We start from the raw sequence: 25,627 nt of genomic DNA, 5'->3' as shown, positions 1-25,627 counted from the left end.
CCCCATCGGGTGATCCGGCAGCCGAGTTTGCGGAGACACGGTTGAGAGACGGGGCTCAGGGGAAACGGCTCGGGGACGCGACCCAATTGGCCGTGCGGCCCGTGCGTCGACCTCCGTTCAGTGGGGAGAATCGGCCCAAGGAAACAGTCGCGGAGGAAGAGAGGGCGAGACTATGGCGGTAATGACGAGCCGCTTCGCCGACGGTCTCGCCGTGGGCCCGAACCTGGTGGAAGCGGCCGAGACGGCCGTACGCCAGGCGTTGGCCGGCCTGTCGGGTCCGCCAGATCTTGTGTGCTTCTTCATCTGCGGGGACGACCCCGACGATGTGGCCAGAGCCGGCCGGCGAGCGATGTCCGTCGCGTCCGGGGCCGACGTGATCGGCTGCAGCGCGACCGGCGTGATCGGGCACGGCCAGGGCGTGGAGCTGACCCCCGCCGTGAGCGCGTGGGCGGCGTCCCTCGGCGGGGCCAGGATCGACACCTTCGCCCTGGAGACGCTCCGCACGGAGGACAGGTTCGTGGTCGTGGGGCTGCCGGAGCGCGTCCCCGACGACCGGGCGGCGATCCTGCTCGCCGACCCCTACAGCTTCCCCACGGACGCGTTCATCGAGCACTCGCACGAGGTGCTGGGCAGCCTGCCGATCGTCGGCGGCCTGGCCAACGGGCTCCAGGGCCGCGGCTCGGTGCGGCTGTTCGCCAACGGGGAGGTCCACGACTCCGGCGCGATCGGCGTGGTCATCGGCGGCCAGGTGAACGTCGGCACCGTCGTGAGCCAGGGCTGCCGGCCGATCGGGCCGTCCATGGTCGTCACCCGCGCCGAGGACAACGTGCTGCTGGAACTCGCGGGCCAGCCCGCCCTGGCGCGCCTGGAGGACATCGTCAGCGCCCTCGACGAGGAGGACCGCGACCTGGTCGCCGCCGGCTTACAGATCGGCATCGCGATGGACGAGTACGCCGAGCGCCACGAGCGCGGCGACTTCCTGATCCGGGGGGTCATCGGCATCGACCCCGAGCGCGAGGCGGTGGCCGTCGGCGACGTGATCGAGATCGGCAGGACGGTGCGGTTCCAGGTCAGGGACGCCGAGGCCGCCGACGAGGACCTCTACGAGCTGCTCGACGACCACCTGCGGGAGCACTCCGGCCGGATCGAGGGAGCGCTGCTGTTCTCCTGCAACGGCCGGGGCTCGGGCATGTTCGACTCGGCCGACCACGACGCGCTCGCCGTACGCGAGACGCTGGGGCCGATCGGGGTGGCGGGGTTCTTCGCCGCGGGCGAGGTGGGGCCTGTCGGCGGGCACAACCATGTCCACGGCTTCACCGCGTCGCTGCTCGTCTTCTCCAGCGGCACGGACCTGTCGAGCGGCACGGGATTGTCCGGCGATGCGGGCTTCTCCGGCGGCACCGGCTTCGGCGGCGGCACGGGGTTCCCCGGAGGTACGGGCTTCCCGGGGGACTCGGGAGCGGGCGCGTGAGCGACCTCATCCTGGCCGTCGACATCGGCGGCACGAAGTTCGCGGCCGGCCTGGTGGATCCGGACGGGCGGGTCGTGGCCGCCGAGCGAATCGCCACCCCGCAGGGCGGCGACGCCGAGACGCTGTGGGAGACGCTGACCGCGCTGCTCGACCGGCTGGACCTGCCCACCGCGCTCGCCGGCGTGGGCGTCGGCTGCGGCGGGCCGATGACCTGGCCCGAGGGGGAGGTCTCGCCCCTCAACATGGGCGGCTGGCGCGGCTTCCCGCTGCGCGGGAGGCTGGCCGGGCGGTTTCCCGGCGTCCCGGTCCGCGTCCACAACGACGCGATCTGCCTGGCCGTCGCCGAGCACTGGCGCGGCGCCGGGCAGGGGAGCGCGGCCATGCTCGGGATGGTGGTGTCGACCGGCGTCGGCGGCGGGCTGATCCTCGGCGGCAGGCTCATCGACGGCGGGACGGGCAACGCGGGTCACATCGGTCACGTGGTGGTCGACCCCGGGGGCCCGCCGTGCGGCTGCGGCGGCAACGGCTGCCTGGAGGCGATCGCCCGCGGGCCCGGCCTCGCCGCCTGGGCGCTCGCGCGGGGCTGGTCGCCGGACGCCGCGGTGACCCAGGGGGAGCTCTACCAGGAGGAGGGGACGGCCACCGCGCGCCGCCTCGCCGCCGACGCCGCGGCCGGCGACCCGATCGCGCTGGCCGCGATGGCCCGCGCCGGGCGTGCCCTGGGCGTCGCGATCGCCTCCGCCGTCAACCTGTGCGACCTCGACCTCGTGACCGTCGGCGGCGGGCTCAGCCAGGCGGGCGACCTGCTGTTCGCGCCACTGGAGGAGGCGCTGCGGGAGCACACCCGCATGGGGTTCGCCGGACGGGTGCGCGTCGTGCCCGCCGCGCTCGGCCAGGACGCCGGACTCGTCGGCGCCGCCGCGCTCGTGGCGGCCGGCGACAGGTACTGGTCGCCGGAGCGCTGAGAGCGCCGGAACCTGTGATGATGGGCACATGGCTGTCCCACAGGTGACGTACGAGGACGTCGTCGCCGCACGCGAGTCGCTGTCGGACGTGGCGGCGCTGACGCCCGTCCTGCATTCCCGGGTGCTGTCCGAGATCGTCGGCGGCTCGGTGCATCTGAAGTGCGAGAACCTCCAGCGGGCCGGGTCGTTCAAAATCCGCGGGGCGTACGTGCGGATCGCGCGCCTGAGCGAGGAGGAGCGGGCCCGGGGCGTGGTCGCGGCCAGCGCGGGCAACCACGCGCAGGGCGTCGCACTGGGATCGTCGCTGGTCGGGGCCAAGTCGACCGTCTACATGCCCGAGGGCGCGCCGTTGCCGAAGGTGGAGGCCACCCGGGCGTACGGCGCGGACGTGGTCTTCGCGGGGCACACGGTCGACGAGGCGCTGCGGGCGGCCAGGGAGCACGCGGACCGGACCGGCGCGGTGTTCATCCACCCGTTCGACCACCCCGACGTGGTCGCCGGGCAGGGCACGGTCGGCCTGGAGATCCTGGAGCAGCTTCCCGGCACGGCCACGATCGTGCTGCCCATCGGCGGCGGGGGTCTCGCGGCCGGGGTCGCGCTCGCGGTGAAGTCCCAGCGCCCGGGGATCAAGGTGGTGGGCGTGCAGGCCGAGCGGGCCGCCGCCTACCCCGACTCGCTGGCCGCGGGCCGTCCGGTCATGGTCGAGCCCACGTCCACGATGGCCGACGGGATCGCGGTCGGGCGGCCGGGCGACCTGCCGTTCGAGCTGATCCACTACCTGGTCGACAGCGTCGTCACGGTGTCGGAGGAGTCGCTGTCGCGGGCCCTGCTGCTGTGCCTCGAACGCGCGAAGCTGCTGGTGGAGCCGGCGGGGGTGGCGGGGGTCGCGGCGCTGCTCGACCAGCCGCACGCGTTCGAGCCGCCGGTCGTCGTCGTGCTGTCGGGCGGCAACATCGATCCGCTGCTGCTGGCCAGGGTGCTGCGGCACGGTCTCGCGGCGGCGGGCCGCTATCTCGCCTTCCGCATCCGGCTGACCGACCGTCCGGGGGCGCTGGCCGCTCTGCTGGCCCGGCTCGCCGACCTCGGGGCCAACGTGCTCGACGTGGTGCACGAGCGGTTCGGCTCCCGGCTGCACCTGGAGGAGGCCGAGGTCCTGCTGCAGCTGGAGACCCGCGGCCCCGCACACTGCGACGAGGTGCTGAGCGCGCTGCGGCGAGACGGCTACAAGCTGCTGTTCTCCTGATCGACCGGCCTCGGCCGATCAGGTGGCCGGGGCGGGACGCTTCGGCTGGAACAGCCAGGCGTCGAACAGTCCCTTGAGGTCCTTGCCCGAGACACGCTCGGCCAGCGCGATGAACTCCTGGGTGGTGACGTTGCCGTGCCTGTGGGCGTCGGTCCACGCCCTGATCAGCGGGAAGAACTTCTGGTCGCCGATCTCGCGGCGCAGCGCGTGCAGCGTCATGGCGCCGCGGTTGTAGACGGCGGCGCTGAACAGGTCGTCGGCGCGGGCCGCGCCCGGGGGATAGGCCCACATCGGGTCCGCCGCGTTCTCGTAGTAGCGCCGGAAGGCCGAATCGGCCGTGTACTGGCCGGTGTGCTCCGCCCACAGCCATTCGGCGTACGTCGCGAAGCCCTCGTTCAGCCACAGGTCCCGCCAGCGGCCGATGCTCAGGCTGTCGCCGAACCACTGGTGGGCGAGCTCGTGCGCGATGATCGCGGGCTCGGGCGAGAAGCCGCCGTAGATGGGCTTGGTCTGGTTCTCCAGCGCGTACCCCGCCGCGTAGTCGTCGATCACGCCGCCGGTGGAGGAGAAGGGGTACGGCCCGAAGACACTCGACCAGTAGTCGGTGATCTTCCCGGTCTGCGTGAAGAGGGTGTCGAGCGAGCCGCGGAAGGAGTCGGCGACGGCCGCGTAGATCGGCAGGCCCTTCTCGCTCGTGCCGGTGCGGACCTGGAACTTGCCGGTCGTCATCGTGGCGAGGTAGCTCGCCATCGGGTGCTTCTCCCGCCAGACGAAGGTCGTCCTGCCCGCCGCGGTCTGCGGCGTCCCGGCCATCTCGCCGTTGGCGATCGCGGTCAGCCCCTCGGGCACGGTGATCCGGAAGTCGTAGGTCGCCTTGTCGGCGGGGTGGTCGTTCGACGGGAACCAGGTCTTCGCGCCGTTCGGCTCGCACGTGACGAACGCGCCGTCCGGGGTGGCGATGAAGCCGTAACGGCCGAGGTTGGCGGAGTCGTGCATCGGTTCCGGCACGCCGGAGTAGTCGACCGTGACCGCGAACCCGTCGCCGTTCCGGATCCGCCGGGCCGGCTCGATCACGAGCTCGTCCTCGCTGCGGCTGAACGAGGCCGCCGCGCCGTCCACCGTCACGCGGCTCACGGTGAGCCCGTGCAGGTCCAGGTCGAACGACGTGAGGTCCTGCGCGGCCTTCGCCTCGATCGTGGCGCTGCCCGCGAGCTTCCTGGACGACGGGTCGTACGACAGGCGGAGGTCGTAGTGCCGGACGTCGTAGCCGCCGTTGCCGTCGCTGGGGAAGTCGGGGTCGCCGATGCCCGGGGCGCCCATGGTGCCCGTCGACGTGCCTGCCCCCGCTGACGCGGGGGCGGCGGCCGCGGCCGGGGACGGCGCGACCGCGCCCTGGGACGGCGCGCAGGCCGTGGCGGTTCCGACGGCCACCGCACAGATCAGGGCGGTGATCGGCGTCCTGGTCGGCACTGAGAACGGAGGAAGACGATGCGTGGCCATATGTCTGGCAACTCTATGCGAGGAGGCGAGGTGGTCCGGGTACTGACGCCGCGTGTTTTGCCTGCTCGCAGGGGTTGCGTCTGGGGGGACGGCCGTCTCAGGTCGCGCCTGGGAGCGGCCGTCTCAGGCGTCCACGACGACCGTCTGGGCGGCTTTGTCGTGCAGGGCCTGCTTCCTGCGGTCGAACAGGATCCAGGCGAGGTTCACCAGCCCGAGGCAGAACAACCAGCCCAGCACGATCTCCACCGCCTGCCGCACGGCGATCGGCCCGGGACCGGCGGGCTCCCCGGTCTCCCGCACCACGCGCATGCCGAACAGTCTCTTGCCCACCGTCTGGCCGTTCCAGAACGACTGGAGCAGCCAGTAGTAGAGGAACCCGATCAGCCCGACCAGGAGACCGTTGCCGACCGGAATCCGGGCCACCGCCTCCGTCGTGCCTTCGGACACGACCCGCCAGTTGTCCCAGGTGAGCGGCGAGGTGACGACGCCGATGAGCACGGCGTCCAGGATCCCGGCGAACAGACGGCGCCAGCGGCCGGCGAGCCGCGGCGCCGTCAGCCCGAAGGGCGGGGGCGTCCAGGGAATCCTCGGTTCCTCGTACGGGCTTCCCGATGGCGGCGGTGTTCCCATGGCTGAATGGTCACCCCGCCGCCCTTCGGGCAAAGCCGGGCAGGCGCAAAGGGTGCGTCAGCGGGTGTCAGAGGGTGCCGCGGCGTGCCTGCTCGCGCTCGATGGCCTCGAAGAGCGCCTTGAAGTTGCCCTTGCCGAAGCCGAGGGACCCGTGCCGCTCGATGAGCTCGAAGAAGACGGTCGGGCGGTCCACCACCGGCTTGGTGAAGATCTGCAGAAGGTAGCCGTCCTCGTCGCGGTCCACGAGAACCCGGCGCTTCTTCAGCTCCTCGACCGGCACGCGGACCTCACCGATGCGGGCGCGCAGCTCCGGGTCGTCGTAGTAGGAGTCCGGCGTGTCGAGGAACTCGACCCCCGCCGCGCGCATGGCGTCCACGGTCGTGAGGATGTCGTTGGTGGCGAGCGCGATGTGCTGCACGCCCGGGCCGCCGTAGAACTCCAGGAACTCCTCGATCTGGGACTTCTTCTTGCCCTCGGCGGGCTCGTTCAGCGGGAACTTGACCTTGCGGGTGCCGTCCGCGACGACCTTGGACATCAGCGCCGAGTACTCGGTGGCGATGTCGTCGCCGATGAACTCGGCCATCTTGGTGAAGCCCATGACCTTCTCGTAGAACTCCACCCACTCCTCCATGCGCTCGACGTTGCCGACGCAGTGGTCGATCGCCTGGAAGAGCCGGCCGTTCTTCACCGCGGGCGGCGCGACGATGGGCTCGGCCGCGACGTATCCCGGCAGGTAGGAGCCGGCGTAGTTGGCGCGGTCGATCAGCGTGTGCCGGGTCTCGCCGTAGGTCGCGATGGCCGCGACGACGACCTTGCCGTGCTCGTCCTCGACCACGTGGGGCTCCTCCAGCCCCCGGGCCCCGCTCTCCAGCGCGTGCCGGTAGGCCGTCTCCACGTCCGGCACGTCCAGCGCGAGGTCGATGACGCCGTCGCCGTGCTCGGCCACGTGCCGCGCGAGCGGCGTGCCCGCCCGTACGGCTCCGCGTAGCTCGAACCGGGCCGAGCCCGACGCGAGGACGTACGCCACCTCGTCGCGGCTGCCCGTCTCCGGCCCCCGGTAAGCCACCAGGCGCATCCCGAAGGCGGTCGAGTAGTAGTGGGCGGCCTGCTTCGCGTTGCCGACGGCGAAGACCACCGCGTCCATGCCGTGAACCGGAAAGACATCGTTCATGTGACAAGCGTCCGTTCGCATGGCCAATTTGTGCAACAGTGACTCAAACAGGTGGACAATGTGCTCAGTCTCCGCTTCGTACAAGGGGAAATCGTTATGACGATTGACCACCTCGACGCACGTCTTGTCGCCCTGCTGGCCGCCGAGCCCAGGATCGGCGTGCTCGAGTGCTCCCGCAGGCTGAACGTCGCCAGGGGCACGGTGCAGGCCCGGCTCGACCGGATGGCCGCGAAGGGGGTCATCACCGGCTACGGCCCGGACATCGATCCGGCCGCGCTGGGCTTCGACGTGACGGCGTTCGTGACGTTGCACATCAGGCAGGTCGCGGGGCACGTGCCGGTGGCCGACCAGCTCGCGCTCATCCCCGAGGTCCTGGAGGTCCACACGATCACCGGTGGCGGGGACATGTTCTGCCGCGTGGTCGCCCGCAGCAACGCCGACCTCCAGCGCGTCATCGACCGCATCGTGGACGTGCAGGGGGTCGTACGGACCGAATCGGTGATCGCGCTCGACACGCCGGTGCCGTACCGGACCCTTCCGCTCGTCCGCGCGGCCGGGGGCTGACCGGGCGGGTTTTCCACAACGTCCTGCCGTGGGCCAGGCTTTTCCACAGACGTCGCGGGAAGTGCCGGACCATCGATGGCCATCGTTTACCGTGGTCCTATCCGCCCAGCTCAGGGGCACAAACGGGCGTAGCGGGGGTATCGGACTTATCGGGGGTCACAGCGTGGACAGCGCCGAGGAGGGCCCGATCGAGGAGGGCGCCGTGGAGCCGCAGGCGTCACTCGGCGGCCCGAACGGGGGAGGCGGCGAGGGCGGCCGGGCGCCGGAGCCTCGCCGGCGAAGACGGCTGCCGCGCGTCCTGCTCGTGAGCCTGGCCACCGCGATCGCCGGGCTCGTCGTGTTCCTCGCCGTGGTGTGGGCGCTGACCCCCATCCCGGACAGCACCCAGGAACTGGCGACGGCCCAGGGCTCGGTGATCTACTACCGGGACGGCAGGACCGTGCTCGCCAACGAGGGCGTCAACCGCAAGAACGTGCCGCTCGCGCAGGTCCCGCAGGTCGTCAGAAGCGCGGTGATCGCGGCGGAGAACCGGACGTTCTACCAGGACCAGGGCGTCTCCGTGTCCGGTACGGCGCGCGCCGTCTGGTCGACGATCACCGGCCGCCAGCTCCAGGGCGGCTCGACCATCACCCAGCAGATGGTCCGCAACTACTACAGCGGCCTCGGTCAGGAACGCTCCATCGCGCGCAAGCTCAAAGAGGTCATGATCGCGCTGAAGGTGGATCGTTCCAAGCCGAAAGACTGGGTGCTGGAGCGCTACCTCAACACCATCTACTTCGGCCGGGGCGCGTACGGCGTCCAGGCCGCCGCGCGGGCCTACTTCGACAAAGACGTGCAGAACCTGACGGCGGCAGAAGGCGCCTACCTCGCCGCCGTGATCCAGCAGCCCACCCGTTTCGCCAATCCGGCCGGGGCCGCGCTCGACGCGGTGAAGGCCAGATGGGCGTCGGTGGTCCGGGGCATGCGCGAGATCGGCGCGATCAGCCGCGAGGAGGCCGGCGCGCTGGTGTTCCCCACGCTCGCCAAGCAGCGCGCCCCGCTGTCCCTCGGCGGCCAGAACGGCTACATGCTGGCGCAGGTGCGCGCCGAGCTGAACCGGCTCGGCTTCACCGACGAGGACATCAACCACGGCGGTCTGAAGGTCACCACGACGTTCGACAAGAAGCTGATGGCGCAGGCCCAGCAGGCGGTCAAGTCGGTCCTGCCGGACGACACCCCCAAGAAGGTCCGCACCGGCCTGGCGGCCGTCGATCCCGCGACCGGCGAGGTCGTCGCCTTCTACGGCGGGCGGTACGAGACCAACCAGTACGACAACGCCTTCTCCGCCAAGGTCCAGGCGGGCTCGACCTTCAAGCCCTACACGCTGGCCGCCGCGCTCGAAGCCGGCTACGGGCTCGACGCGCTCGTCTACGGCAACTCGCCCATCCGCGTCGGCTCCACCGACATCCCCAACTCCGGCGGCAAGTCGTACGGCTCGGCGATCACCCTGCTCGAGGCGACGCAGTACTCGGTCAACACCGCCTTCGTGGACCTGGGCCAGCGGATCGGCATCGACAAGGTCGTCGCGGCGGCGCGGGCCGCCGGGATCCCCGCGGCGCAACTCGCCCCGCACCAGGGCGCCGCCACGCTGCCCCTCGGCGTGGCGTCGGTGAGCGCCGTGCAGCAGGCCTCCGGGTTCGCCACGTTCGCCGCCGGGGGCATCCATCACGAGCCGCACGTGATCCGGGCGGTCACCGACGGCACCGGACTCACCCGCAGGTTCGCCCCGCCCGGCACCCGGGCCTTCAGCGAGAACACCGCCGCCGACACGACGTACGCGCTCGAGCAGGTGGTGCGCAGCGGCACCGGCGGCGCCGCGGGGCTGTGGGACCGCCCGGTGGCGGGCAAGACCGGCACCACCGACGAGTCCGCCGCCGTCTGGTTCTCCGGCTACGTCCCCCAGCTGGCCGTCGCGGTCGACATGTTCCGCGACGACAACAAACCGGTGACCGTTCCCGGCTACGGCGAGCTGTACGGCGGCACACTGCCCGCCGAGATCTGGAAGACCTTCATGAGCACCGCCATGGAGGGCAAGCCGGTCCGGGAGTTCCCCGACCCGGTCACATGGAATCCCTACAACTGGGACACCTACGGCATGGCCATGCCCCAGCCGAGCGGCGTCCCCACCGCCTACCCGTCCGGTGGTCCCTACCCTTCAGGTCCGCCCGGCGCCCCCGGCCCGCACGGGCCGTACGGGCCGGGGGGCGCGGGGGTGCCGGGCCAGGACGTGCCCGGCGCGACCACCGACGCGGAGGAGGAGCAGCAGGGCACGACCGGCCAGGACCGCGAGACCGGCCCGCGAGGCGGCGCGAACGGAGTCGACGGGGTGACAGGCCCGGCCGGCGCGGCCCGTGCCCGCGACACGGGTGCCGCGGACGCCGCCTCCAGGGCGGGGAACGACAGGTCCGACGCGGGCGCCACGGGCACGGGCGTCAGAAGGGCCCCGGGCGCCGCCACGGGGCCCGATGCCAGGCGGACCGGCCAGACCGGCCAGGACGGTCATGGTGACCAGCCAGGCCCGCTCACGCAGATCCCCGGACCCCAGCTCCCGGTCGCCCAGGTTCCCGCCCGCTGACGGCTTCAGCCCGGCACTCAGGTGGCGGGTGACTGTGACCCGTCGGCGAGGACGGGGAAGTTGCCGCGGAAGACGTCATGGGGGTCGTGGCGGCGCTTGATGTCACGCAGGCGCTCCAGCACGGCGGGGGTGAAGGCGTCGGCCACGCTCTCGCGGGGATTGAGGAAGGTCAAGGGCTTGCGCCCGCTGACCGGGAGGGCTTCGGCGAGGGCACGCTGCCTGGCCGTGATCGCCTCGGCCGTCGCCGGGTCGGCCGGGACGCCGAACAGGTAGAGCGCGTAGGGCTCGGCCAGCGGTCCGTGCGGGCTGTCGGACGGGCGGGCGAACGCGCCGCCCAGATGGCGGATCTGCACGCTCATCAGCGGAGCGACGGGATCGGCGAGCAGCGTCTTGACCGTCGTGTCGTCCAGCGCGGTCAGCAGTTCACCGCGGGAGGAGCCGGCGCCGGGGTCGGTGGGCTCGGCGGTGATGGACCCGAGTTCGGAGACCGGCATGGTCCGCCGGGTGTCCGACAGCGGCAGGGGAAGGCGGTCCAGGGGAGCCAGTAGATCGCGGGCCTCGGCCGCCTCACCCAGGTATGCCGCGTCCACGGCCACCATGGGCGCGGAGCCGGGGAAGTGCAGCAGGTCCAGCCAGACGGTCAGCTCGTCCGGCGCGGTGGCGGTGATCCGCCGGTAGGCGTCCAGGACGTCCGGCGCGTGTTCGGCCGGCCACAGCACCCGCCCTCCGTGAAGTCGTGGTGCGGGGTGGAGGGACAGTTCCAGGGCGGTGACGACCGCGAAGTCGCCGCCTCCGCCGCGCAGGGCCCAGTACAGGTCGGGATCGGTGCCGGCGGTCACGCGCCGCTGTCGTCCTTCGGCGTCGACGATGTCGAAGGCGGTGACGCTGTCGGCGACCCAGCCGTGCGCGCGGCCGAACCAGCTGAGCCCGCCGCCGAGGGCGACGCCGGTGACGCTGACGACCGGAGAGCTGCCCGGCAGGCCGGTCAGGCCGTACGGCGCGGCGGCGGCCTGCAGACGACCCGAGGACACACCGGCCCCGACGCGGGCGCGCCGGGCGGCAGGGTCGATCTCCACGGAGTCCAGCGGCCGGGTGCGCAGCAGGACGACGCCGTCGGTACGGCCGGTCGCGCCGTGCCCGTTCGGCTGAGCGGCGACGGTCAGCCCGGCGGCACGGGCGTGCCGGACCAGTGCGGCGACGTCGTCGGCGTCGGCCGCCTCCACCACGGCCGCAACCGGCTGTTCGACGGCCAGGTTCCACGGACGGCGGGAGGCGTCGAAGCCGGGGTCGCCGGTCAACCAGACCCGTCCGCGGACGGCGGAGCGCAGGGCGTTCAGAGCGTTCACGATCAACTTCTTTCCAGGCTGGCAGGTCAGACGGCTTCGGCGGGCCGAAGAAGGCCGTGGGATCGCCCGTGAGCGCACCGCGCGAATTCCCGGCTACTCCCGTCGCAGGTCAGAGGGTTTCTGGACGTGTCCCACTCTCGGGCCGAGCGGAGAGCCGATCAACGCGTTCCTGTGCAATGCTCGTGAAGCCTGAGTTAACGATGGGGGGCGGCATGCTGGAGCGGCACGAGCTGGAGGCGTTCCTCACCCTCGCGGAGGAGCTGCACTTCGGCCGCACCGCCGAGCACCTGCGGGTGTCCACCGCCCGGATCAGCCAGACCATCGCCAAGCTCGAACGCCGCGTCGGCGTCCCGCTGTTCCACCGCACCAGCCGCCGGGTGGAGCTGACCCCGCTGGGACGCGGGTTGTACGAGCAGGTGCGACCCGCCTGGCGCCAGATCACTTCCGCGTTCGAACAGGCCGTCGCCGAAGGCCGCGGCGTCACCGGCACCCTGCGCGTCGCTTTCGTCGGCGCCGCGGGCGGGCAACTGCTCGTCGGGGCGGCCGAACTCCTGCGGCGGAGCGAGCCCGGGTGCGACGTCCAGCTCCGGGAAGCGCAGATGGTCGATCTCATGCCCTGGCTGCGCTCCGGCGAGGTCGACGTCGCGCTGGGCACCTTCCCCGTCGAGGAGCCCGGCATCGCCACCGGGCCGGTCCTGGTGTCGGAGGCGCGCATGCTCGCGGTGCCGTCCGGGCATCCGTTCGCCCGACGGGAGTCGGTCTCCCTGGAGGACCTGGCCAGGGCTCCCCTGCTCCAGCTCCCCGGCACGCTGCCGGATTCCCTGCGCGAGGATCGCACCCCGCGCACCACGCCCTCCGGACGGGTGATCGAACGTGGCCCCTCCGCGGCCACGTTCAACGAGATACTCACCCTCATCGGGGCAGGTCACGGAGTCTTTCCGGTCGGCGCGCAGGCCGGGCGCTACTACGCCAGGCCCGACGTCGCCTACATCCCGTTCAGCGACGCCCCACCGCTGCTGTGGGGCCTGCTGTGGAGAGCCGACAACTCCACCGCACGCGTCCGCGCCTTCGTCCGGGCGGCGGGCGACCTGCTCGCCGGCCACGCCTGAGGGCGTCCGCCGCCTCTACCGGGCCAGCTCGGCCCGCAGTTCCGCGGGCGTGGTGACCGGCGCACGGCAGGTGAATCGACGGCACACGTAGGCCGCGGGCGAGCCGTCGACCATGCCCCGGCCCTCCAGCAGCGGCACGTCCACGGGCACGGCGCCGGGCTGTCCGGTGCCCAGCGCGACGACCAGGCCCGGCGTGCCGGACATGAGGGCCGCCCGGTGCAGCGCGCGCGTGCGGGAGTCGTCGGCCGGGCCGATGATCGCCACCTCGGCGGGGCCGCCCAGTGCCGCCTCCGCCACCGCGAGACCCCATCCGGCGAACCGGGCGTGCCGCTCCGCGAGCGCGGAGACCGTGCCCAGCGCCGCCTCGGCCGCCTCCCGGTGCCGGGCCGAGCCGGTGAGCGCGGCGTACGACAGCAGCGCGCCCGCCGCCGCGAACTGGCCCGACGGCGTCGCGTTGTCGGTCGGGTCCTGGGGCCGCTGGAACAGCCGCTCGCCGTCGTCGGGGGCGTCGTAGAACCCCCCGGAACCGTCGGGGAACCGCGTCAGCACGGTCTCCAGCAGGTCTGCGGCGCGGTGGAACCACCGGCTCTCGCCGGTGACGCCGTAGAGGGCGAGGAAGCCCTCGGCCGTGTTGGCGTAGTCCTCCAGCATGCCGGTGTTGGCCCCCGCCCGGCCGTCGCGGGAGGTGCGCAGCAGCCGGGCCGGGTCGCGGCTCACCGTGTGCAGGCCGTCGAGCAGCACGGCCGCCTCACGCGCGGCGTCGACCAGGTCGGGCCGGTCGAATAGCGCGCCCGCCTCGGCGAGGGCGGCGATCGCCAGCCCGTTCCAGGAGGCCACGATCTTGTCGTCCCGTCCGGGCCGCGGCCGGCGCTCCCGCGCGGCGCGCAGGGCCGTACGGACGCGGTCGAACCGGGCCGGGTCGTCGGGGTCGGCGAGAAGCTGGAGCACCGACGTGCCGTGCTCGAACGTGCCGGTCACCTCGAACACCGAGGCCGCCCACGCTCCGTCGTCCTCGCCGAGGACCTCGCGCAGCTGCTCGGGGGTCCAGACGTAGAACAAACCCTCTCCGTGCGTGCCGTCCGGTCCCTCGCTGTCGGCGTCGAGAGCGGAGGCGAACCCGCCCTCCGGCGTGCGCATCTCCCGCAGCAGCCATTCGGCGGTCTCCAGGACCACCCGCCTGGCCAGGACCGATCCGGTCGCGCGCCACCAGTGGGCGTAGACCCGCAGCAGCAGCGCGTTGTCGTAGAGCATCTTCTCGAAGTGCGGCACGACCCAGCCCGCGTCGACGGAGTAGCGGGCGAAGCCCCCGCCCAGCTGGTCGTACATGCCGCCCCTGGCCATCGCCTCCATGGTCGCCTCCGCCATGGCGACGGCGTCCCGGGTGCCGTGCCGCAGCAGGAACTCCAGGACCATGGACGGCGGGAACTTGGGCGCCCCGCCGAATCCGCCCCGCCGCTCGTCGAAGCCGTCCGCGAGGTTGCGTACGGCGAGGTCGAGGGTCTCGGCGGTGGGCACCGGGCCCGACGGAGCCCCGGTCTGCCCGGCGAGCGCCTCCACCACCTTCTCCCCCTGGGTCAGGACGCCCTCCCGGTCCTGCCGCCAGGCCTGCGAGACGGCGTGCAGCAGCCGCTGAAAGTGCGGACGGGGGAAGTAGGTGCCGGCGTAGAACGGATTCCCGTCAGGGGTGGCGAAGACCGTCATCGGCCAGCCGCCCTGGCCGGTCATCGCCTGGACCGCGCCCATGTAGACGGCGTCCACGTCGGGCCGCTCCTCGCGGTCCACCTTGACGTTGACGAACATCTCGTTCATCAGCTTCGCGGTGGCCTCGTCCTCGAACGACTCGTGAGCCATGACATGACACCAGTGGCAAGCCGAGTACCCCACGCTGATCAGCAGGGGGACGTCGCGCCCGCGGGCCTCCGCGAAGGCGTCCTCGCCCCAGGGGAGCCAGTCCACCGGGTTGTCCGCGTGTTGCAGGAGGTAGGGAGAGGTCTCGCCACCCAGCCGGTTCATGTGACGAGCCTCTCACAAATCGTCAGAAGAGGACGATGCGGGTAAGGATGACGTGGTGGTCCTTTCGGCTGACGCGGTACTCGGCGATGCCGTACCCCTTGGGGATCAGGATCTCCCGCCAGTCCGGATCCGTGCCGACCTGGTCGCTGCCCGGCAGCCAGGGGTCCTTACAGATCGCAACGGTCAGCGCGGCCACTGTGGAGAAGAGTCAGCGGACACGGCGGGATCCGCGAGAGTGCCGGCGACGATCTCCGAGGGAAGGACAGGCCATAGATCCTCGTCGTCAGCGCTCACGAGGTAATGCGCTCCTGCCTGCGGCGGGCGATGTCGTCCATCGTGGCGATGGGCAGCGTGCCCGCCTCCGCGGCCGCGCGGACGCGGTCACGATGGGGATCGGTGTCGAGCATCGCCCGCCCCCACCAGGCCGTGAGCACGCCGTCGAGTTCCGGCCCCTGCTGAGCTTCCGGCAACTCCGCGAAGCGCCCGCGGGCCTCCGCGAAGGCGTCCTCGCCCCAGGGGAGCCAGTCCACCGGGTTGTCCGCGTGTTGCAGGAGGTAGGGAGAGGTCTCGCCACCCAGCCGGTTCATAGGCCAGCCTCTCACACCGACGGCAAGGGCGATCCGGGTGCGGATCGGCTCCGGGGGCCGATCGCCGTGATGCGGAGTGGTCTGTTCTCCCGGGTGGAGCTGTTTGTCATGTCGGGGGAACGCGCGGGAGACCGCGGGGATGTGTTCCGGCGCGTCCCGGCGTAGGCTCACAGGACGTGGGCTTGGATCTGGACTTCGCTGTCAGGCACTCGGGACGCCCCGCGGCCTTCATGACGCGGCGCGACGTCGCGCGGGTGCTGCTGGCCGTTCCGTCCGGGCAGGCCCTGGTCGCCCTTCCCGACCTGCGGCGACAGCTGCTCGCGGCGGGCAATCCGCTGTCGACGGTGTTCTGGGATTCGGCCAAGGCCGTGCTGACGAGTATCGAGTCCGGCGTCGCGACGGTCGGCGACGTGCAGCGCTGGCTGGAGTCCAGCGGCACCGAACCGATCATGCTCACCCGCAGCTACTTCCTGTGGCCCGAGGAGAGCGAGCGCGGGCCGGTGGCCACGGAGATGTACGAGCGGCTGGTCGAGTTCCTGGAGGAGCGGCTGGCGGCCGGGGAGATCGACGCGGACGCGCTGGCCGCCGGCGACTCCGCCGCCCGGCACGCCTACGAGGAGCTCCAGGAGCGCTGGCTCGGCACTGCGCTGCCCGACGGCCGGGTGCCGGGCGTCGTGGTCAACGACGAGCAGGACCGGGAGCTGTACGCCGCCTGGGACGAGGAGGAGGCGTTCGCGCTGAGCGAGCTGCGGCGGGTGCTCGACGACCTGCCGGAGCCGCCCTTCCCCGCGGACGACCTCCGCTCGGCCGCCCGGCGGCTGCGCGTGACGCTGACCCGCCCCGGCTACCCGGGCAACGTGCTGCGCGCCTGCGCCGGTCTGGAGGACGGCGACCTGCCCGAAGGGGACGAGGACCTGTGGCTCACCGTCGCGGCCGGAATCGCCGCGCCCATCTCGGACCTGCCGGACGAGGAGGACGCCGCCCGGTTCTTCGACATGGAGGGCGAGCTCAGCCACGAGGACTCCATACTGGCCTCGCTGTGCGCCATCCACCACGCCGACTGGCTCGCGTCGGTGATCACCCTGGTCCGGTACGGCCCGGGGGTGCTCGCCTCGCCCGAGCGGATCGCCCGGTTCATCGCCGACTCCGAGGACGTCGACGTGGACCCGGACGAGCCGGAGGACCTCGAGGCGACGGAGATGCTGTTCACGGCGGTGACGCCGCTGTGGGCGCATCTCGGGATCGTGGACCGGTCGGAGGTGCTGACCCCGCTGGGCTGGTGGGGCCTGCCCAAGGCGCTGGAACGCGCCTGGTCCTCAGGCCCCGCGCTGCCCGACTGACGGTCCCGCGCACCCGACCGGCTGACTGCCCCGCGCACCCGACCGTCTGACGGTCCCGCGCACCCGACCGTCTGACTGCCCCGCCCGGCCGACGGTCCCGGCCTATTCCGGCGTGTCGACTAGGCCGCGGTAGTCGTCGTCCACCAGCTCGCGGTATTCCGGATGCTTCTCGATGTACCAGGCCACGAACGAGCAGAGCGGCACGACCCGCAGGCCGGCCGCCCGTGCTTCGTCCAGGGCCGCGCCGACCAGCATGCCGCCCAGCCCTCGGCCCCCGAACTCGCCGCGCACCTCGGTGTGCGTGAAGACCATCGAGCCGTCCCGCAGCCGGTACTGCGCGAACCCGGCGAGCGTGTCGTCGAGCAGGATCTCGTAGCGCGACGCGGCGTCGTTGTGGGCCACCCGCGCGTCCGTGCTCACGCCTCGGGCCCGTTCCCGCGCTGTTCGTCCTCGTGGCCGTCGTGCGGCACCTGGATCTTCTTCATCTGCTTGTTCATGTTCTTCAGCAGGAAGAACAGGGCCACACCGATCCCGGCGACGACGAGGAAACCCAGGAGACCCGGCCCGTAGCTGGTTGCATCCACGTCCCCAGCTTACGAGCAGGCAGGGGTGACCTCCGCGTGGATCCCCGCGAACAGGTCGTCCTCCGGCAGCGTGGTGTCCACGAGCGACCGAGCGAGGTGGTAGTCCTCGGTCGGCCAGATCTCCTGCTGGAGCTCGCGGGGGCAGACGAACCAGAACCCGTCCGGGTCCACCTGGGTGGCGTGCGCGAGCAGGGCGAGGTCGCGGATCTCGAAGTACTCCGCGCACGGGACCTTGGTGGTGACCTCCCACTTCTGCGGCCGGTCCTCCCACCGTGCGATCCAGTCGGCGTACGGCGAGCCCATGTCGCGCTCGGTCATCGCGTTGTGCAGCGCCTCGAACCGCTCCCGCGTGAAGCCCATGTGGTAGTAGAGCTTCAGCGGCTGCCACGGCTCGCCCGTGCCCGGGTAGCGGTCGGGGTCGCCCGCCGCCTCGAACGCCTCGATCGACACCCGGTTGGTCATGATGTGGTCGGGATGCGGGTAGCCGCCGTTGTCGTCGTACGTGAGGATCACGTGCGGCCGGAACTCCCGGACGGCGGCGACGAGCGGCGCGGAGGCCACTTCGAGCGGCTGCAGCGCGAAGCACCCCTCGGGCAGCGGCTCGTTCTCGTCCTCCGGCAGCCCGGAGTCGACGAAGCCGAGGAAACGCTGCTGCACGCCGAGGATCTCGCGCGCCTTCTCCATCTCCTGGCGGCGCACCTCGCCCATGTTCTCGAGGATGTCGGGCCGGTCCATCTTGGGGTTGAGGATCGAGCCGCGCTCACCGCCCGTACACGTGACGACGAGGACCTCCACGCCCTCCGCTACGTAGCGGGCCATCGTGGCGGCGCCCTTGCTCGACTCGTCGTCTGGGTGCGCGTGCACGGCCATCAGTCTCAACGGTGCACTCACGGCTCTCCTCATGGTGTCCTCTGGCTACGGAAAGAGGTTAGCTTCTATGTGACCGTGTGTTCCGGACCCGGCTGGCCCGCGTCACGGCACGGTCGACTTGTGGACGATCGTCTCGCACAACACCGACAATCCTCAGGGAGATTCCGCGATGCCCACGGATGAGGCCGGCGGCCAGGGGACACGCCCGGTGCTCGGCACCCCGGACGATTTCCCGCCCCGCCCGGCGCGGCCGGCCCGGCTGGTGCCGTACGTCGTGATCGCGCTGATCGTGGCGGTGATCGCGGGCGGATGGGGCTTCGTCATGCTCCGCGCCAACGGGAATCCGTCCGTGAGCGCGGACGTCATCACCTTCGACGCGAGCGCTCCGGACTCCGCCGTGATCACCTTCACCGTGCACAAGCCGGCCGACCGGGCGGCGACGTGCCGGATCCAGGCGCTCGACACCAAGCACCTCGAGGTCGGCAGCCGTGAGGTCGGCATTCCCAAGGGCCGGTCGGACCTCGAGTTCACCGAGCGGCTGAGGACGAGCGCGCAGGCCACAGCGGTACATGTCGACTACTGCGATCTCGTATAGTGGAATCTTTGGGGAAGCGTTCGAAGGCGTTATCTTGACAGCCTTTCGAGTCACTTACGGAAACAAGGAGAGCCCGTGGCCGTCTCCCAGAACGACAACGTCACCTGGCTGACGCAAGAGGCGTACGACCGCCTCAAGGAGGAGTACGAGTACCTTTCGGGCCCGGGTCGCACGGACATCGCCAAGAAGATCGAAGCCGCCCGGGAAGAGGGTGACCTCAGGGAGAACGGCGGCTACCACGCCGCCAAGGACGAGCAGGGCAAGATGGAGGCCCGCATCTTCCACCTCCGGCAGATCCTGGACAGCGCCAGGGTCGGCGAGGCTCCCCGCGCCGAGGGCATCGTGGGTCCCGGCATGACCGTGACGGTCCGCTTCGACGGCGACGACGAGGAGGTCACCTTCCTGCTGGCCTCCCGTGAGGAGAGCGGCGCGCCCATCGACGTCTACTCGCCGAACTCTCCCCTCGGATCCGCGATCAACGGCAAGAAGATCGGGGAGAAGGCGACGTACACGCTGCCGAACGGCAGGCAGAACACCGTCGAGATCCTCGAAGCCGTTCCGTACATCGGCAACTAGTCCGTTTCCGCCCCGGCCGGGAATTCCGCAGTCGTTTGCGGTATTCCCGGCTGTGCGGCAGTCTCGTCCTGGACCGGACCATTCGCCACGGGAGGGGTGAGATCGTGCTCGAACGCCGAGCGCGCCCATCCACCCGGTTAGGCAGGAAGCTCACGAGAGCCGTTTCCGAGGCTCGCCAGGATCTCGCCTACCGCCCACGGCTGCCCCGCCCGGGGCGCCTGCGCAGGACGGTTCCCCTCATCGCCGTCTCGCTCGCCACCGTGCTGACGGTCGACGTGCTCGTGCTCGGCGAACTCACGTCCGGCTCCCCGGATTCGGGCGTGGTCGCGTCCCTGTCCGAGCGGCGCGCCGGCAATCGCTACGTGGCGGCGGCACGGCAGGCCCGCGACGGAGTGTCCCCGACGCCGGCGCGGCAGGCTCCGGCCGCCCAGACGGTGACGCGGCAGCCGGTGGCTCCGCTGGGGCGGCTGGTCCGCCCGCACCTGTTCGTGGTGGCCAACCGGCCGCTGCCCCCCGAGGTTGTGGAGAAGGTGCGCCGGGTCAAGGGCGTGACGGCGGCCGAGGTGACCGGCGCGGCCGATGTGGCCGTGGACGGCAAGCGGGTGCCGACGATGGGCGTCGACCCGTCCACCTTCCGCTCGTACACGCCGAGGGTGACGGCATCCTCCGACGAGCTGTGGCGCAACATCGCCGCCGGCGACATGGCGGTCTCCTTCGAGCTGGGCAACGACGGCGGCGTGCAGCTCGGCTCGCAGGTCCAAAGCGGCGGCAGGCGCCTGCGCATCGGCGCGTACGCCACGGTGGGCATGGGCGCGATCGCGGCGATCGTCTCGAAGGGGACGGCCACCGCGCTCGGCATCCCGGACGGCAACGCCCTGGTGGTGAGCGCGCCGAAGGTCGACTCCCGCAAGCTCCGCCTCAGGCTGCTGAAGATCCTGCCCAAGGGCAGCCAGGTCGCCACGATCAACCCGGTGGTGGTGACGCCCAAGGGCCGGACGGTGTGGCCGCAGACGGCGTTCATGTCGGCGGAGCAGCTCAAGGTCGCGCTCACGGCGGCGGTGAGCAAGCTCGGCCGGCCGTACGTGTGGGGCGCCGAGGGGCCCGACACCTTCGACTGTTCGGGGCTCGTGCAGTGGGCGTACGCGCAGGCGGGCGTGCGCATGCCCCGCGTGACGTACCAGCAGTGGGTCACCGGGCCGCAGGTGCCGCTGTCGCAGGCGCAGCCGGGTGACCTGCTGTTCTGGCGCAACGATCCGACCAACCCGGGATACATCTCGCACGTCGCCATCTACTGGGGCAACGGGAAGATGTTGCACGCCCCGCGCACCGGTGACGTCGTGAAGATCGCCGACGTCTACACCAAGAACCTCGCCGGGGTCGTCAGGGTCAGCCCGCAGATCTCCGCCCGTGTCCACTGACCCCGACGCGGGGAGGCCGGTCAGATCGGCAGCCCGGCCTCCAGGTAGCCGAGGGCCTCGTCGAGCAGCGCGGGCAGGGGTGTCCGGCCGTCCTGTTCCACCCACGTGAATATCGCCGGGAGCATGACTCCCATGACCGCGCCGACGAGCGTCCGTACGGCGGGGCTGTGGGGGTCGCGGCCCGCCCGCTCGGCCACCGCGCCCGCGAGCATGTCGATGGTGGCGAACAGCCCTTCGACCGTGCGGGCGCGCAGGGCGGGCACGGAGGCGGACAGCTTGGTCCGGGCGAGCACCTGGTCGAGCTCCTCGGCCCCCATCGACTCGAACGCGGTGCGGAACGCGCCGCGCAGGGCGGTCAGCGGGGGCAGGCCGGCCGGCTGTGCCTTGAGCGCCTCCATCAGGATCGGGTCGTAGTCGTCCTGGGTGACCACGTCCTCCTTCGTGGGGAAGTAGCGGAAGAACGTGCTGGGGGAGACCTCCGCCGCCTCCGCGATCTGCTCGACCGTCGTCGCGTCGTACCCCTGCTCGGCGAACAGCCGCAGGGCCTGCTCCTGGATGGTCCTGCGGGTCTTGGCCTTCTTGCGCTCGCGCAGGCTCGTGACAGCGCGGTCGGAGGGGGACGAGGTCCGATCAGCGCGCCGGGGTGAGCTCATGCCCCGATTCTGCCGTCTTTCCGCGCCCTGCCGTACTCCCCGGTAGGAACACGGCCACCAGGACGGCGGCCAGCACCGACGTGGCCCCGCACACCAGCAGGACCAGGTCCATGCCGTGCACGAACGCCTCCCTGGCGGCGCTCAGCAGCGCGGCGTCCTCCGCGCGCGCGGCCAGGACCGCCGCGGCCGTGATCGAGTCGGCCGCCGCCTCCGGGACCCCGTCCGGCAGATCCGAGGCGTACGCCGCCGAGAGCATGCTGCCGAGACCGGCCACGCCCAGCGCGCCGCCGACCTGACGCACGGTTTGCAGGGTCGCCGAGCCGGAGCCCGACCGCTCCTCGGGCAGCGTCGCGAGCACGCCGTCCATGGCGGGGACCATGGCGAGGCCGACGCCCGCGCCGAGGACGGCCAGCCAGGCCGCGACGTAGCCGTACGCCGAGGACGCCCCGCCCGACACCGTGGTCCCGGCGCCCAGGAGGAACCCGGCGGCGAGCACGACCAGGCCCGCCGGCATCACCACGCGCAGCCCGAGCCGGGTCGTGAGCCGCTCTCCGGCCAGGCCGCCGGCCATCAGCCCGGCCACCATGGGGATCACCCGTACGCCGGTGCCGAGAGCGTCGTGCCCGAGCACGGCCTGCAGGTGCTGGGGGACGACGAACAGCACGCCCGACATGCCGAGGCTCACGAACGTCGCGCCCGCCGCGCCCCACACGAAGACCCGGCTGCGGAACAGGCCGAGGTCCATCATCGGCTGCCGGGCGCGGGCCTCGACGCGGACGAACACCGCCAGCAGCACCGCCCCGGCGCCGAGACCGCCCAGCACGGAGGGGTGGCCCCAGCCGCGCGCCGGGGCCTCGATGACGCCGTACACCAGCGCGGCCAGGCCCGTCACCGACAGCAGCGCGCCGGGCACGTCGGTCTTCGGCGCGGCGGGGTCACGCGACTCGGGGATGAACGCGGCCACCGCCACCGCCGCGACGACGATCATCGGGATGTTCACGAGGAAGACCGAGCCCCACCAGAAGTGGTCGAGCAGGTAGCCGCCCACGACCGGGCCGAGGGGCAGGCCGAGCGCCATGGCGGCCGTCCACACGGCGATCGCGCGCCCACGCTCGGCCGGTGGGAAGACCACCGGCAGGATCGAGGTCGACAGCGGCATGATCACCGCGCCGCCTGCGCCCATCAGCGCGCGGGCCGCGATCAGGGCGCCCGTGCCGCCCGCGTACGTCGCGACCACCGACGCGACCCCGAAGGCCGCGAGCCCGGCCAGCAGCAGGCGCCTGCGGCCGAAGCGGTCGCCGAGCGCGCCCGCCGGGAGCATGAGCGCGGCGAACGGAATGAGGTACGCGTCGACGATCCACTGCAGGTCGCCGGTCGAGGCGTGCAGGTCGGCCGCGAGCGTGGGCAGCGCCACGTTGAGCACCGTCGCGTCCATGCCGATGACGAGGGCGCTCAGTACGAGGGCGCCGAGCGCCCACCATCGAGAAGTGAGAGAAGCCATGATTTGAAAGTAACTCTCAAAAAGTAGCTCCGGTCAATATCGGACTCCGGTGGGGCGGCGATGTAATGTTGATTACATGAATGCAGACGAAGAACTGAGCGCCTGGTTCGCCGGCCGGCTGCCCGAGGGCTGGTTCACTGGGGCCCCCAACGTCGTCGTCGACCGCGAGGAGATCGGCGTGCTCGGCACGCTCCCGCCGCTGTCGGTGGCCGAAGGGCTTCCCGACCTGGAACGCGCGGCGGCCGTCGAGGGGTACGTCGAGAGGTTCCGCGAGGAGACCCGCGAGCGCAGGATCGACATCGCGAGGGAGGCCGAGCACCGCTTCCGCCGCAAGGTCTCCTGGGGCGTCGTCGTGGGCGGCGAGACGGTGATGTTCACCACTCTCAGCGTCCCGGTCATGACCCGGCTGCGGCAGCCCGAACGGCAGGTCCTCGACACACTGGTCGCCGCGGGTGTCGCGCGCAGCCGCAGCGACGCGCTGGCCTGGTGTGTCCGGCTCGTCGGCAAGCACACCGACAGCTGGCTCGCTGACCTGCGCGATGCCCTCCAGCACGTGGACCGGATCAGGGCGGAAGGACCCGGCGGATTGGACTGAACCAATTCGCGCAGAGGTCTGGACCAATCGAATTGGCCTATACCAATGTGTAACGCCGGCGAGGCGGGTAAGGGGGAGAAGGACGTTTTTTCCAACAGGGCCAGTGTGGGTAAGGTCCCACCACATCACGGCCGCTGCCTGCGGTGACGCTGTCAGTGGTCGTGAAGCCGAGAATGGCGCCGATTTAACGGAGTGGAAACGCGGTGGTCTACTCCAATTGGATCCGGAGGCCATTCATCGCTCATGATGCTCTGGCCCTGAGAGATTAAGGAGCCGCCCCCGTGTCCATTTCAGTAGAGGTACCGACGCCCACCACGCACAGCGATCTGGCGGCCTGGGTGAGCCGGATCGCGGAGCTGACCCAGCCGGACCGGATCGAATGGTGCGACGGCTCCGAGGCCGAATGGACGCGCCTGACCAACCTGCTGGTGGAGCAGGGCACCTTCAAGCGGCTGGTCAAGCGTCCCAACAGCTTCTACGCCGCCTCGGACCCGAGCGACGTCGCCCGGGTGGAGGACCGGACGTTCATCTGCTCCGAGCGCGAACAGGACGCCGGCCCCACCAACAACTGGATCGCGCCCGACGAGATGCGCCGGACGTTCGCCACGCTGTTCAAGGGCTGCATGCGGGGCCGGACCATGTACGTCGTGCCGTTCTGCATGGGTCCCCTGGGCGGGAACATCTCGCAGCTCGGGGTCGAGATCACCGACTCGCCGTACGTCGTCGTGTCGATGCGGATCATGACCCGCATGGGTGATGAGGCGTTGCGCCTCATCGAGGAACGCGGAGCGGCGCGAAAGGCCCGAGACAGCGAGGCACGAGCCGACGAGGGCCGCAGCGAGCGCGGCCATGAGCACAGCGATTTCGTCAAGGCCGTCCACTCGGTGGGCGCCCCGCTGGAGCCCGGCCAGGCCGACGTGCCGTGGCCGTGCAGCACGACCAAGTACATCAGCCACTTCCCCGAGACCCGGGAGATCTGGTCGTACGGCTCGGGCTACGGCGGCAACGCGCTGCTGGGCAAGAAGTGCTACGCGCTGCGCATCGCCAGCGTGATGGCCCGCGACGAGGGCTGGCTGGCCGAGCACATGCTGATCCTCAAGCTCACGCCGCCGCAGGGCGAGGCGCGGTACGTCGCGGCGGCCTTCCCGTCGGCCTGCGGCAAGACGAACCTCGCCATGCTCCAGCCCACGATCCCGGGCTGGAAGGTCGAGACGATCGGCGACGACATCGCCTGGATGCGCTTCGGCCCCGACGGCAGGCTCTACGCGATCAACCCGGAGGCCGGTTTCTTCGGTGTCGCCCCCGGCACGGGCGCGTCGACGAACGGCAACGCGATCGAGACGCTGTGGGGCAACAGCATCTTCACCAACGTCGCGCTGACCGACGACGGCGACGTCTGGTGGGAGGGCCTCACCGACGAGCCGCCGGCGCACCTCGTCGACTGGAAGGGCCGCGACTGGACGCCGGACTCCCCGGAGCCCGCCGCCCACCCGAACGCCCGGTTCACCACTCCGGCCGAGCAGTGCCCGACGATCGCCCCCGAATGGCAGGACCCGGCCGGGGTGCCGATCTCCGCCATCCTGTTCGGCGGCCGCAGGGCGACCGCCGTTCCGCTGGTGACCGAGTCGCTGAGCTGGCAGCACGGCGTCTTCCTGGGCGCCAACGTGGCCTCGGAGAAGACGGCCGCCGCCGAGGGAAAGGTCGGCGAACTGCGCCGCGACCCGTTCGCGATGCTGCCGTTCTGCGGCTACAACATGGGTGACTACTTCGCGCACTGGGTCGAGGTCGGCACGATGACCGACCCGGAGAAACTGCCGAAGATCTACTACGTGAACTGGTTCCGCAAGGACGCGAACGGCCGCTTCGTGTGGCCGGGTTTCGGCGAGAACAGCAGGGTGCTCAAGTGGATCGTCGACCGGCTGAACGGCGTGGCCGACGCCGTGCCCACGCCGATCGGCAACCTGCCGGCCTCGCTCGACACCGAGGGCCTCGACATCGCGCCCGAGGACATGGAGCTTCTGCTCAGCGTCGACCCCGAGGTGTGGCGCGAGGAGGCGGCGCTGATCCCGCCCCACTTCGAGACCTTCGGCGATCACATGCCGGAGGAGCTGTGGGACGAATACCGCGCCCTGGTCCAGCGGCTCGGCTGAGTCCCCGCCCGCAGTCCGCGCCCCGTCGTCCCGGCACGGAACTCTCCCCGTGGGAGGTTCGTCCAGCGGATAGACGGGGCGCGGGCCGTCCGGCCCGGTTCGGGGTCCCCCTCTTCTCCCCGGAGGAGGGCG

At 71.5% G+C, this 25,627-nt stretch carries 23 protein-coding genes and 1 pseudogene; 12 read left to right on the top strand and 12 right to left on the bottom strand.

Annotation, left to right across the window (positions count from 1 at the left end):
• The first annotated feature begins 181 nt into the window (after nucleotides 1-181).
• Genes ACWEQG_RS15870 through ilvA form a run of 3 tightly spaced genes read left to right on the top strand, consistent with a single transcriptional unit; the run spans nucleotide 182 to nucleotide 3,679 of the window.
• Nucleotides 182-1,471: an FIST signal transduction protein gene (locus ACWEQG_RS15870; protein WP_452285287.1), complete on the top strand. Its 1,290-nt coding sequence runs from the start codon at nucleotides 182-184 to the stop codon at nucleotides 1,469-1,471.
• Nucleotides 1,468-2,436, top strand: coding sequence for an ROK family protein (locus tag ACWEQG_RS15865; RefSeq protein ID WP_452285285.1), 969 nt, complete (start codon nucleotides 1,468-1,470; stop codon nucleotides 2,434-2,436). Before ACWEQG_RS15870 ends, ACWEQG_RS15865 begins: the two co-directional genes overlap by 4 nt.
• A gap of 28 nt (nucleotides 2,437-2,464) precedes the next feature.
• On the top strand, nucleotides 2,465-3,679 hold the full coding sequence (ilvA, locus tag ACWEQG_RS15860) for a threonine ammonia-lyase (protein WP_452285283.1): 1,215 nt from the start codon (nucleotides 2,465-2,467) through the stop codon (nucleotides 3,677-3,679).
• A gap of 18 nt (nucleotides 3,680-3,697) precedes the next feature.
• Here ilvA and ACWEQG_RS15855 read toward each other — a convergent pair whose 3' ends face one another.
• The 3 genes from ACWEQG_RS15855 to hppD form a co-directional block, all read right to left on the bottom strand.
• The gene (locus ACWEQG_RS15855; protein WP_452285281.1) at nucleotides 3,698-5,179 is read right to left on the bottom strand and encodes a M1 family metallopeptidase; all 1,482 of its coding nucleotides are present in this window, start codon (nucleotides 5,177-5,179) and stop codon (nucleotides 3,698-3,700) included.
• A 123-nt stretch (nucleotides 5,180-5,302) separates the two neighbouring features.
• Entirely contained in the window at nucleotides 5,303-5,809 is a 507-nt protein-coding gene (locus tag ACWEQG_RS15850; RefSeq protein WP_452285279.1) for an RDD family protein, read from the bottom strand.
• Between the two features lie 67 nt (nucleotides 5,810-5,876).
• Nucleotides 5,877-6,980, bottom strand: a complete 1,104-nt coding sequence (hppD, locus tag ACWEQG_RS15845) for a 4-hydroxyphenylpyruvate dioxygenase (RefSeq protein WP_452285277.1) — start codon at nucleotides 6,978-6,980, stop codon at nucleotides 5,877-5,879.
• A 96-nt stretch (nucleotides 6,981-7,076) separates the two neighbouring features.
• Here hppD and ACWEQG_RS15840 point away from each other — a divergent pair, with 96 nt between their 5' ends.
• Together ACWEQG_RS15840 and ACWEQG_RS15835 are read left to right on the top strand one after the other, a co-directional pair.
• Nucleotides 7,077-7,544 (top strand): Lrp/AsnC family transcriptional regulator, encoded by a 468-nt coding sequence (locus ACWEQG_RS15840; protein WP_363462216.1) that lies wholly within the window; start codon nucleotides 7,077-7,079, stop codon nucleotides 7,542-7,544.
• A 163-nt stretch (nucleotides 7,545-7,707) separates the two neighbouring features.
• Nucleotides 7,708-10,158 (top strand): transglycosylase domain-containing protein, encoded by a 2,451-nt coding sequence (locus ACWEQG_RS15835; RefSeq protein ID WP_452285275.1) that lies wholly within the window; start codon nucleotides 7,708-7,710, stop codon nucleotides 10,156-10,158.
• Between the two features lie 17 nt (nucleotides 10,159-10,175).
• On the opposite strand, the gene ACWEQG_RS15830 is transcribed toward ACWEQG_RS15835, so the two are convergent.
• Complete coding sequence (locus ACWEQG_RS15830; protein WP_452285273.1) at nucleotides 10,176-11,504, bottom strand: FAD-binding oxidoreductase; 1,329 nt, start codon at nucleotides 11,502-11,504, stop codon at nucleotides 10,176-10,178.
• 182 nt (nucleotides 11,505-11,686) lie between these two features.
• On the opposite strand from ACWEQG_RS15830, the gene ACWEQG_RS15825 reads away from it, so the two are divergent.
• Nucleotides 11,687-12,613 (top strand): LysR family transcriptional regulator, encoded by a 927-nt coding sequence (locus tag ACWEQG_RS15825; protein WP_452285271.1) that lies wholly within the window; start codon nucleotides 11,687-11,689, stop codon nucleotides 12,611-12,613.
• A gap of 15 nt (nucleotides 12,614-12,628) precedes the next feature.
• Here ACWEQG_RS15825 and ACWEQG_RS15820 read toward each other — a convergent pair whose 3' ends face one another.
• The 3 genes and pseudogenes from ACWEQG_RS15820 to ACWEQG_RS15810 form a co-directional block, all read right to left on the bottom strand.
• A complete protein-coding gene (locus ACWEQG_RS15820) occupies nucleotides 12,629-14,626 on the bottom strand; it encodes a thioredoxin domain-containing protein (protein WP_452285269.1) in 1,998 nt (665 codons plus the stop codon).
• 22 nt (nucleotides 14,627-14,648) lie between these two features.
• A complete protein-coding gene (locus ACWEQG_RS15815) occupies nucleotides 14,649-14,822 on the bottom strand; it encodes a hypothetical protein (RefSeq protein WP_452285267.1) in 174 nt (57 codons plus the stop codon).
• A 283-nt stretch (nucleotides 14,823-15,105) separates the two neighbouring features.
• Nucleotides 15,106-15,213 (bottom strand): annotated as a pseudogene (locus tag ACWEQG_RS15810) (DUF255 domain-containing protein); the annotation flags it as partial.
• A gap of 176 nt (nucleotides 15,214-15,389) precedes the next feature.
• Between ACWEQG_RS15810 and ACWEQG_RS15805 the strand changes: the two are divergent.
• The gene (locus ACWEQG_RS15805; RefSeq protein WP_452285265.1) at nucleotides 15,390-16,553 is read left to right on the top strand and encodes a hypothetical protein; all 1,164 of its coding nucleotides are present in this window, start codon (nucleotides 15,390-15,392) and stop codon (nucleotides 16,551-16,553) included.
• A gap of 102 nt (nucleotides 16,554-16,655) precedes the next feature.
• Here the strand turns inward: ACWEQG_RS15805 and ACWEQG_RS15800 are convergent, their stop codons facing one another.
• From ACWEQG_RS15800 to mca, 3 genes are read right to left on the bottom strand one after another with little or no spacing between them, the layout of a single operon-like run.
• Nucleotides 16,656-16,973, bottom strand: coding sequence for a GNAT family N-acetyltransferase (locus ACWEQG_RS15800; RefSeq protein ID WP_452285263.1), 318 nt, complete (start codon nucleotides 16,971-16,973; stop codon nucleotides 16,656-16,658).
• Nucleotides 16,970-17,137, bottom strand: coding sequence for a hypothetical protein (locus ACWEQG_RS15795; protein ID WP_452285261.1), 168 nt, complete (start codon nucleotides 17,135-17,137; stop codon nucleotides 16,970-16,972). Before ACWEQG_RS15795 ends, ACWEQG_RS15800 begins: the two co-directional genes overlap by 4 nt.
• Nucleotides 17,138-17,146: 9 nt before the next feature.
• Entirely contained in the window at nucleotides 17,147-18,028 is an 882-nt protein-coding gene (gene mca / locus ACWEQG_RS15790) for a mycothiol conjugate amidase Mca (RefSeq protein WP_346226939.1), read from the bottom strand.
• A 148-nt stretch (nucleotides 18,029-18,176) separates the two neighbouring features.
• Here mca and ACWEQG_RS15785 point away from each other — a divergent pair, with 148 nt between their 5' ends.
• The 3 genes from ACWEQG_RS15785 to ACWEQG_RS15775 all read left to right on the top strand — a co-directional run bounded on the left by ACWEQG_RS15785 (nucleotide 18,177) and on the right by ACWEQG_RS15775 (nucleotide 20,596).
• A complete protein-coding gene (locus ACWEQG_RS15785; RefSeq protein ID WP_363467042.1) occupies nucleotides 18,177-18,602 on the top strand; it encodes a DUF4307 domain-containing protein in 426 nt (141 codons plus the stop codon).
• Nucleotides 18,603-18,677: 75 nt separating this feature from the next.
• Nucleotides 18,678-19,178, top strand: coding sequence for a transcription elongation factor GreA (gene greA, locus ACWEQG_RS15780; protein WP_139577342.1), 501 nt, complete (start codon nucleotides 18,678-18,680; stop codon nucleotides 19,176-19,178).
• 104 nt (nucleotides 19,179-19,282) lie between these two features.
• Nucleotides 19,283-20,596, top strand: coding sequence for a C40 family peptidase (locus ACWEQG_RS15775; RefSeq protein ID WP_452285259.1), 1,314 nt, complete (start codon nucleotides 19,283-19,285; stop codon nucleotides 20,594-20,596).
• A 20-nt stretch (nucleotides 20,597-20,616) separates the two neighbouring features.
• On the opposite strand, the gene ACWEQG_RS15770 is transcribed toward ACWEQG_RS15775, so the two are convergent.
• Nucleotides 20,617-21,249, bottom strand: coding sequence for an acyl-CoA-like ligand-binding transcription factor (locus tag ACWEQG_RS15770; protein WP_452285257.1), 633 nt, complete (start codon nucleotides 21,247-21,249; stop codon nucleotides 20,617-20,619).
• Nucleotides 21,227-22,750 carry an MFS transporter gene (locus ACWEQG_RS15765; RefSeq protein ID WP_452285255.1) on the bottom strand — a complete coding sequence of 508 codons (1,524 nt, stop codon included), beginning with the start codon at nucleotides 22,748-22,750 and terminating at the stop codon, nucleotides 21,227-21,229. Before ACWEQG_RS15765 ends, ACWEQG_RS15770 begins: the two co-directional genes overlap by 23 nt.
• A gap of 76 nt (nucleotides 22,751-22,826) precedes the next feature.
• Here ACWEQG_RS15765 and ACWEQG_RS15760 point away from each other — a divergent pair, with 76 nt between their 5' ends.
• The gene (locus ACWEQG_RS15760) at nucleotides 22,827-23,345 is read left to right on the top strand and encodes a hypothetical protein (RefSeq protein ID WP_452285253.1); all 519 of its coding nucleotides are present in this window, start codon (nucleotides 22,827-22,829) and stop codon (nucleotides 23,343-23,345) included.
• 281 nt (nucleotides 23,346-23,626) lie between these two features.
• Nucleotides 23,627-25,495, top strand: a complete 1,869-nt coding sequence (locus ACWEQG_RS15755; RefSeq protein WP_452285251.1) for a phosphoenolpyruvate carboxykinase (GTP) — start codon at nucleotides 23,627-23,629, stop codon at nucleotides 25,493-25,495.
• Nucleotides 25,496-25,627: the final 132 nt, after the last annotated feature.

It is taken from the genome of Microbispora sp. NPDC004025 (assembly GCF_053604425.1).
The sequence above is the reverse complement of the archived record's forward strand: the minus strand, read 5'-3'. Positions and strand labels throughout refer to the sequence as shown.

Coding starts and splice junctions, on each gene's coding strand:
- ACWEQG_RS15760 (WP_452285253.1), top strand. CDS start 22,827: ATGAATGCAGACGAAGAACTGAGCGCCTGGTTCGCCGGCCGGCTGCCC.
- ACWEQG_RS15855 (WP_452285281.1), bottom strand. CDS start 5,179: ATGGCCACGCATCGTCTTCCTCCGTTCTCAGTGCCGACCAGGACGCCG.
- ACWEQG_RS15785 (WP_363467042.1), top strand. CDS start 18,177: ATGCCCACGGATGAGGCCGGCGGCCAGGGGACACGCCCGGTGCTCGGC.
- ACWEQG_RS15850 (WP_452285279.1), bottom strand. CDS start 5,809: ATGGGAACACCGCCGCCATCGGGAAGCCCGTACGAGGAACCGAGGATT.
- ACWEQG_RS15870 (WP_452285287.1), top strand. CDS start 182: ATGACGAGCCGCTTCGCCGACGGTCTCGCCGTGGGCCCGAACCTGGTG.
- ilvA (WP_452285283.1), top strand. CDS start 2,465: ATGGCTGTCCCACAGGTGACGTACGAGGACGTCGTCGCCGCACGCGAG.
- ACWEQG_RS15840 (WP_363462216.1), top strand. CDS start 7,077: ATGACGATTGACCACCTCGACGCACGTCTTGTCGCCCTGCTGGCCGCC.
- hppD (WP_452285277.1), bottom strand. CDS start 6,980: ATGAACGATGTCTTTCCGGTTCACGGCATGGACGCGGTGGTCTTCGCC.
- ACWEQG_RS15765 (WP_452285255.1), bottom strand. CDS start 22,750: ATGGCTTCTCTCACTTCTCGATGGTGGGCGCTCGGCGCCCTCGTACTG.
- ACWEQG_RS15770 (WP_452285257.1), bottom strand. CDS start 21,249: ATGAGCTCACCCCGGCGCGCTGATCGGACCTCGTCCCCCTCCGACCGC.
- ACWEQG_RS15820 (WP_452285269.1), bottom strand. CDS start 14,626: ATGAACCGGCTGGGTGGCGAGACCTCTCCCTACCTCCTGCAACACGCG.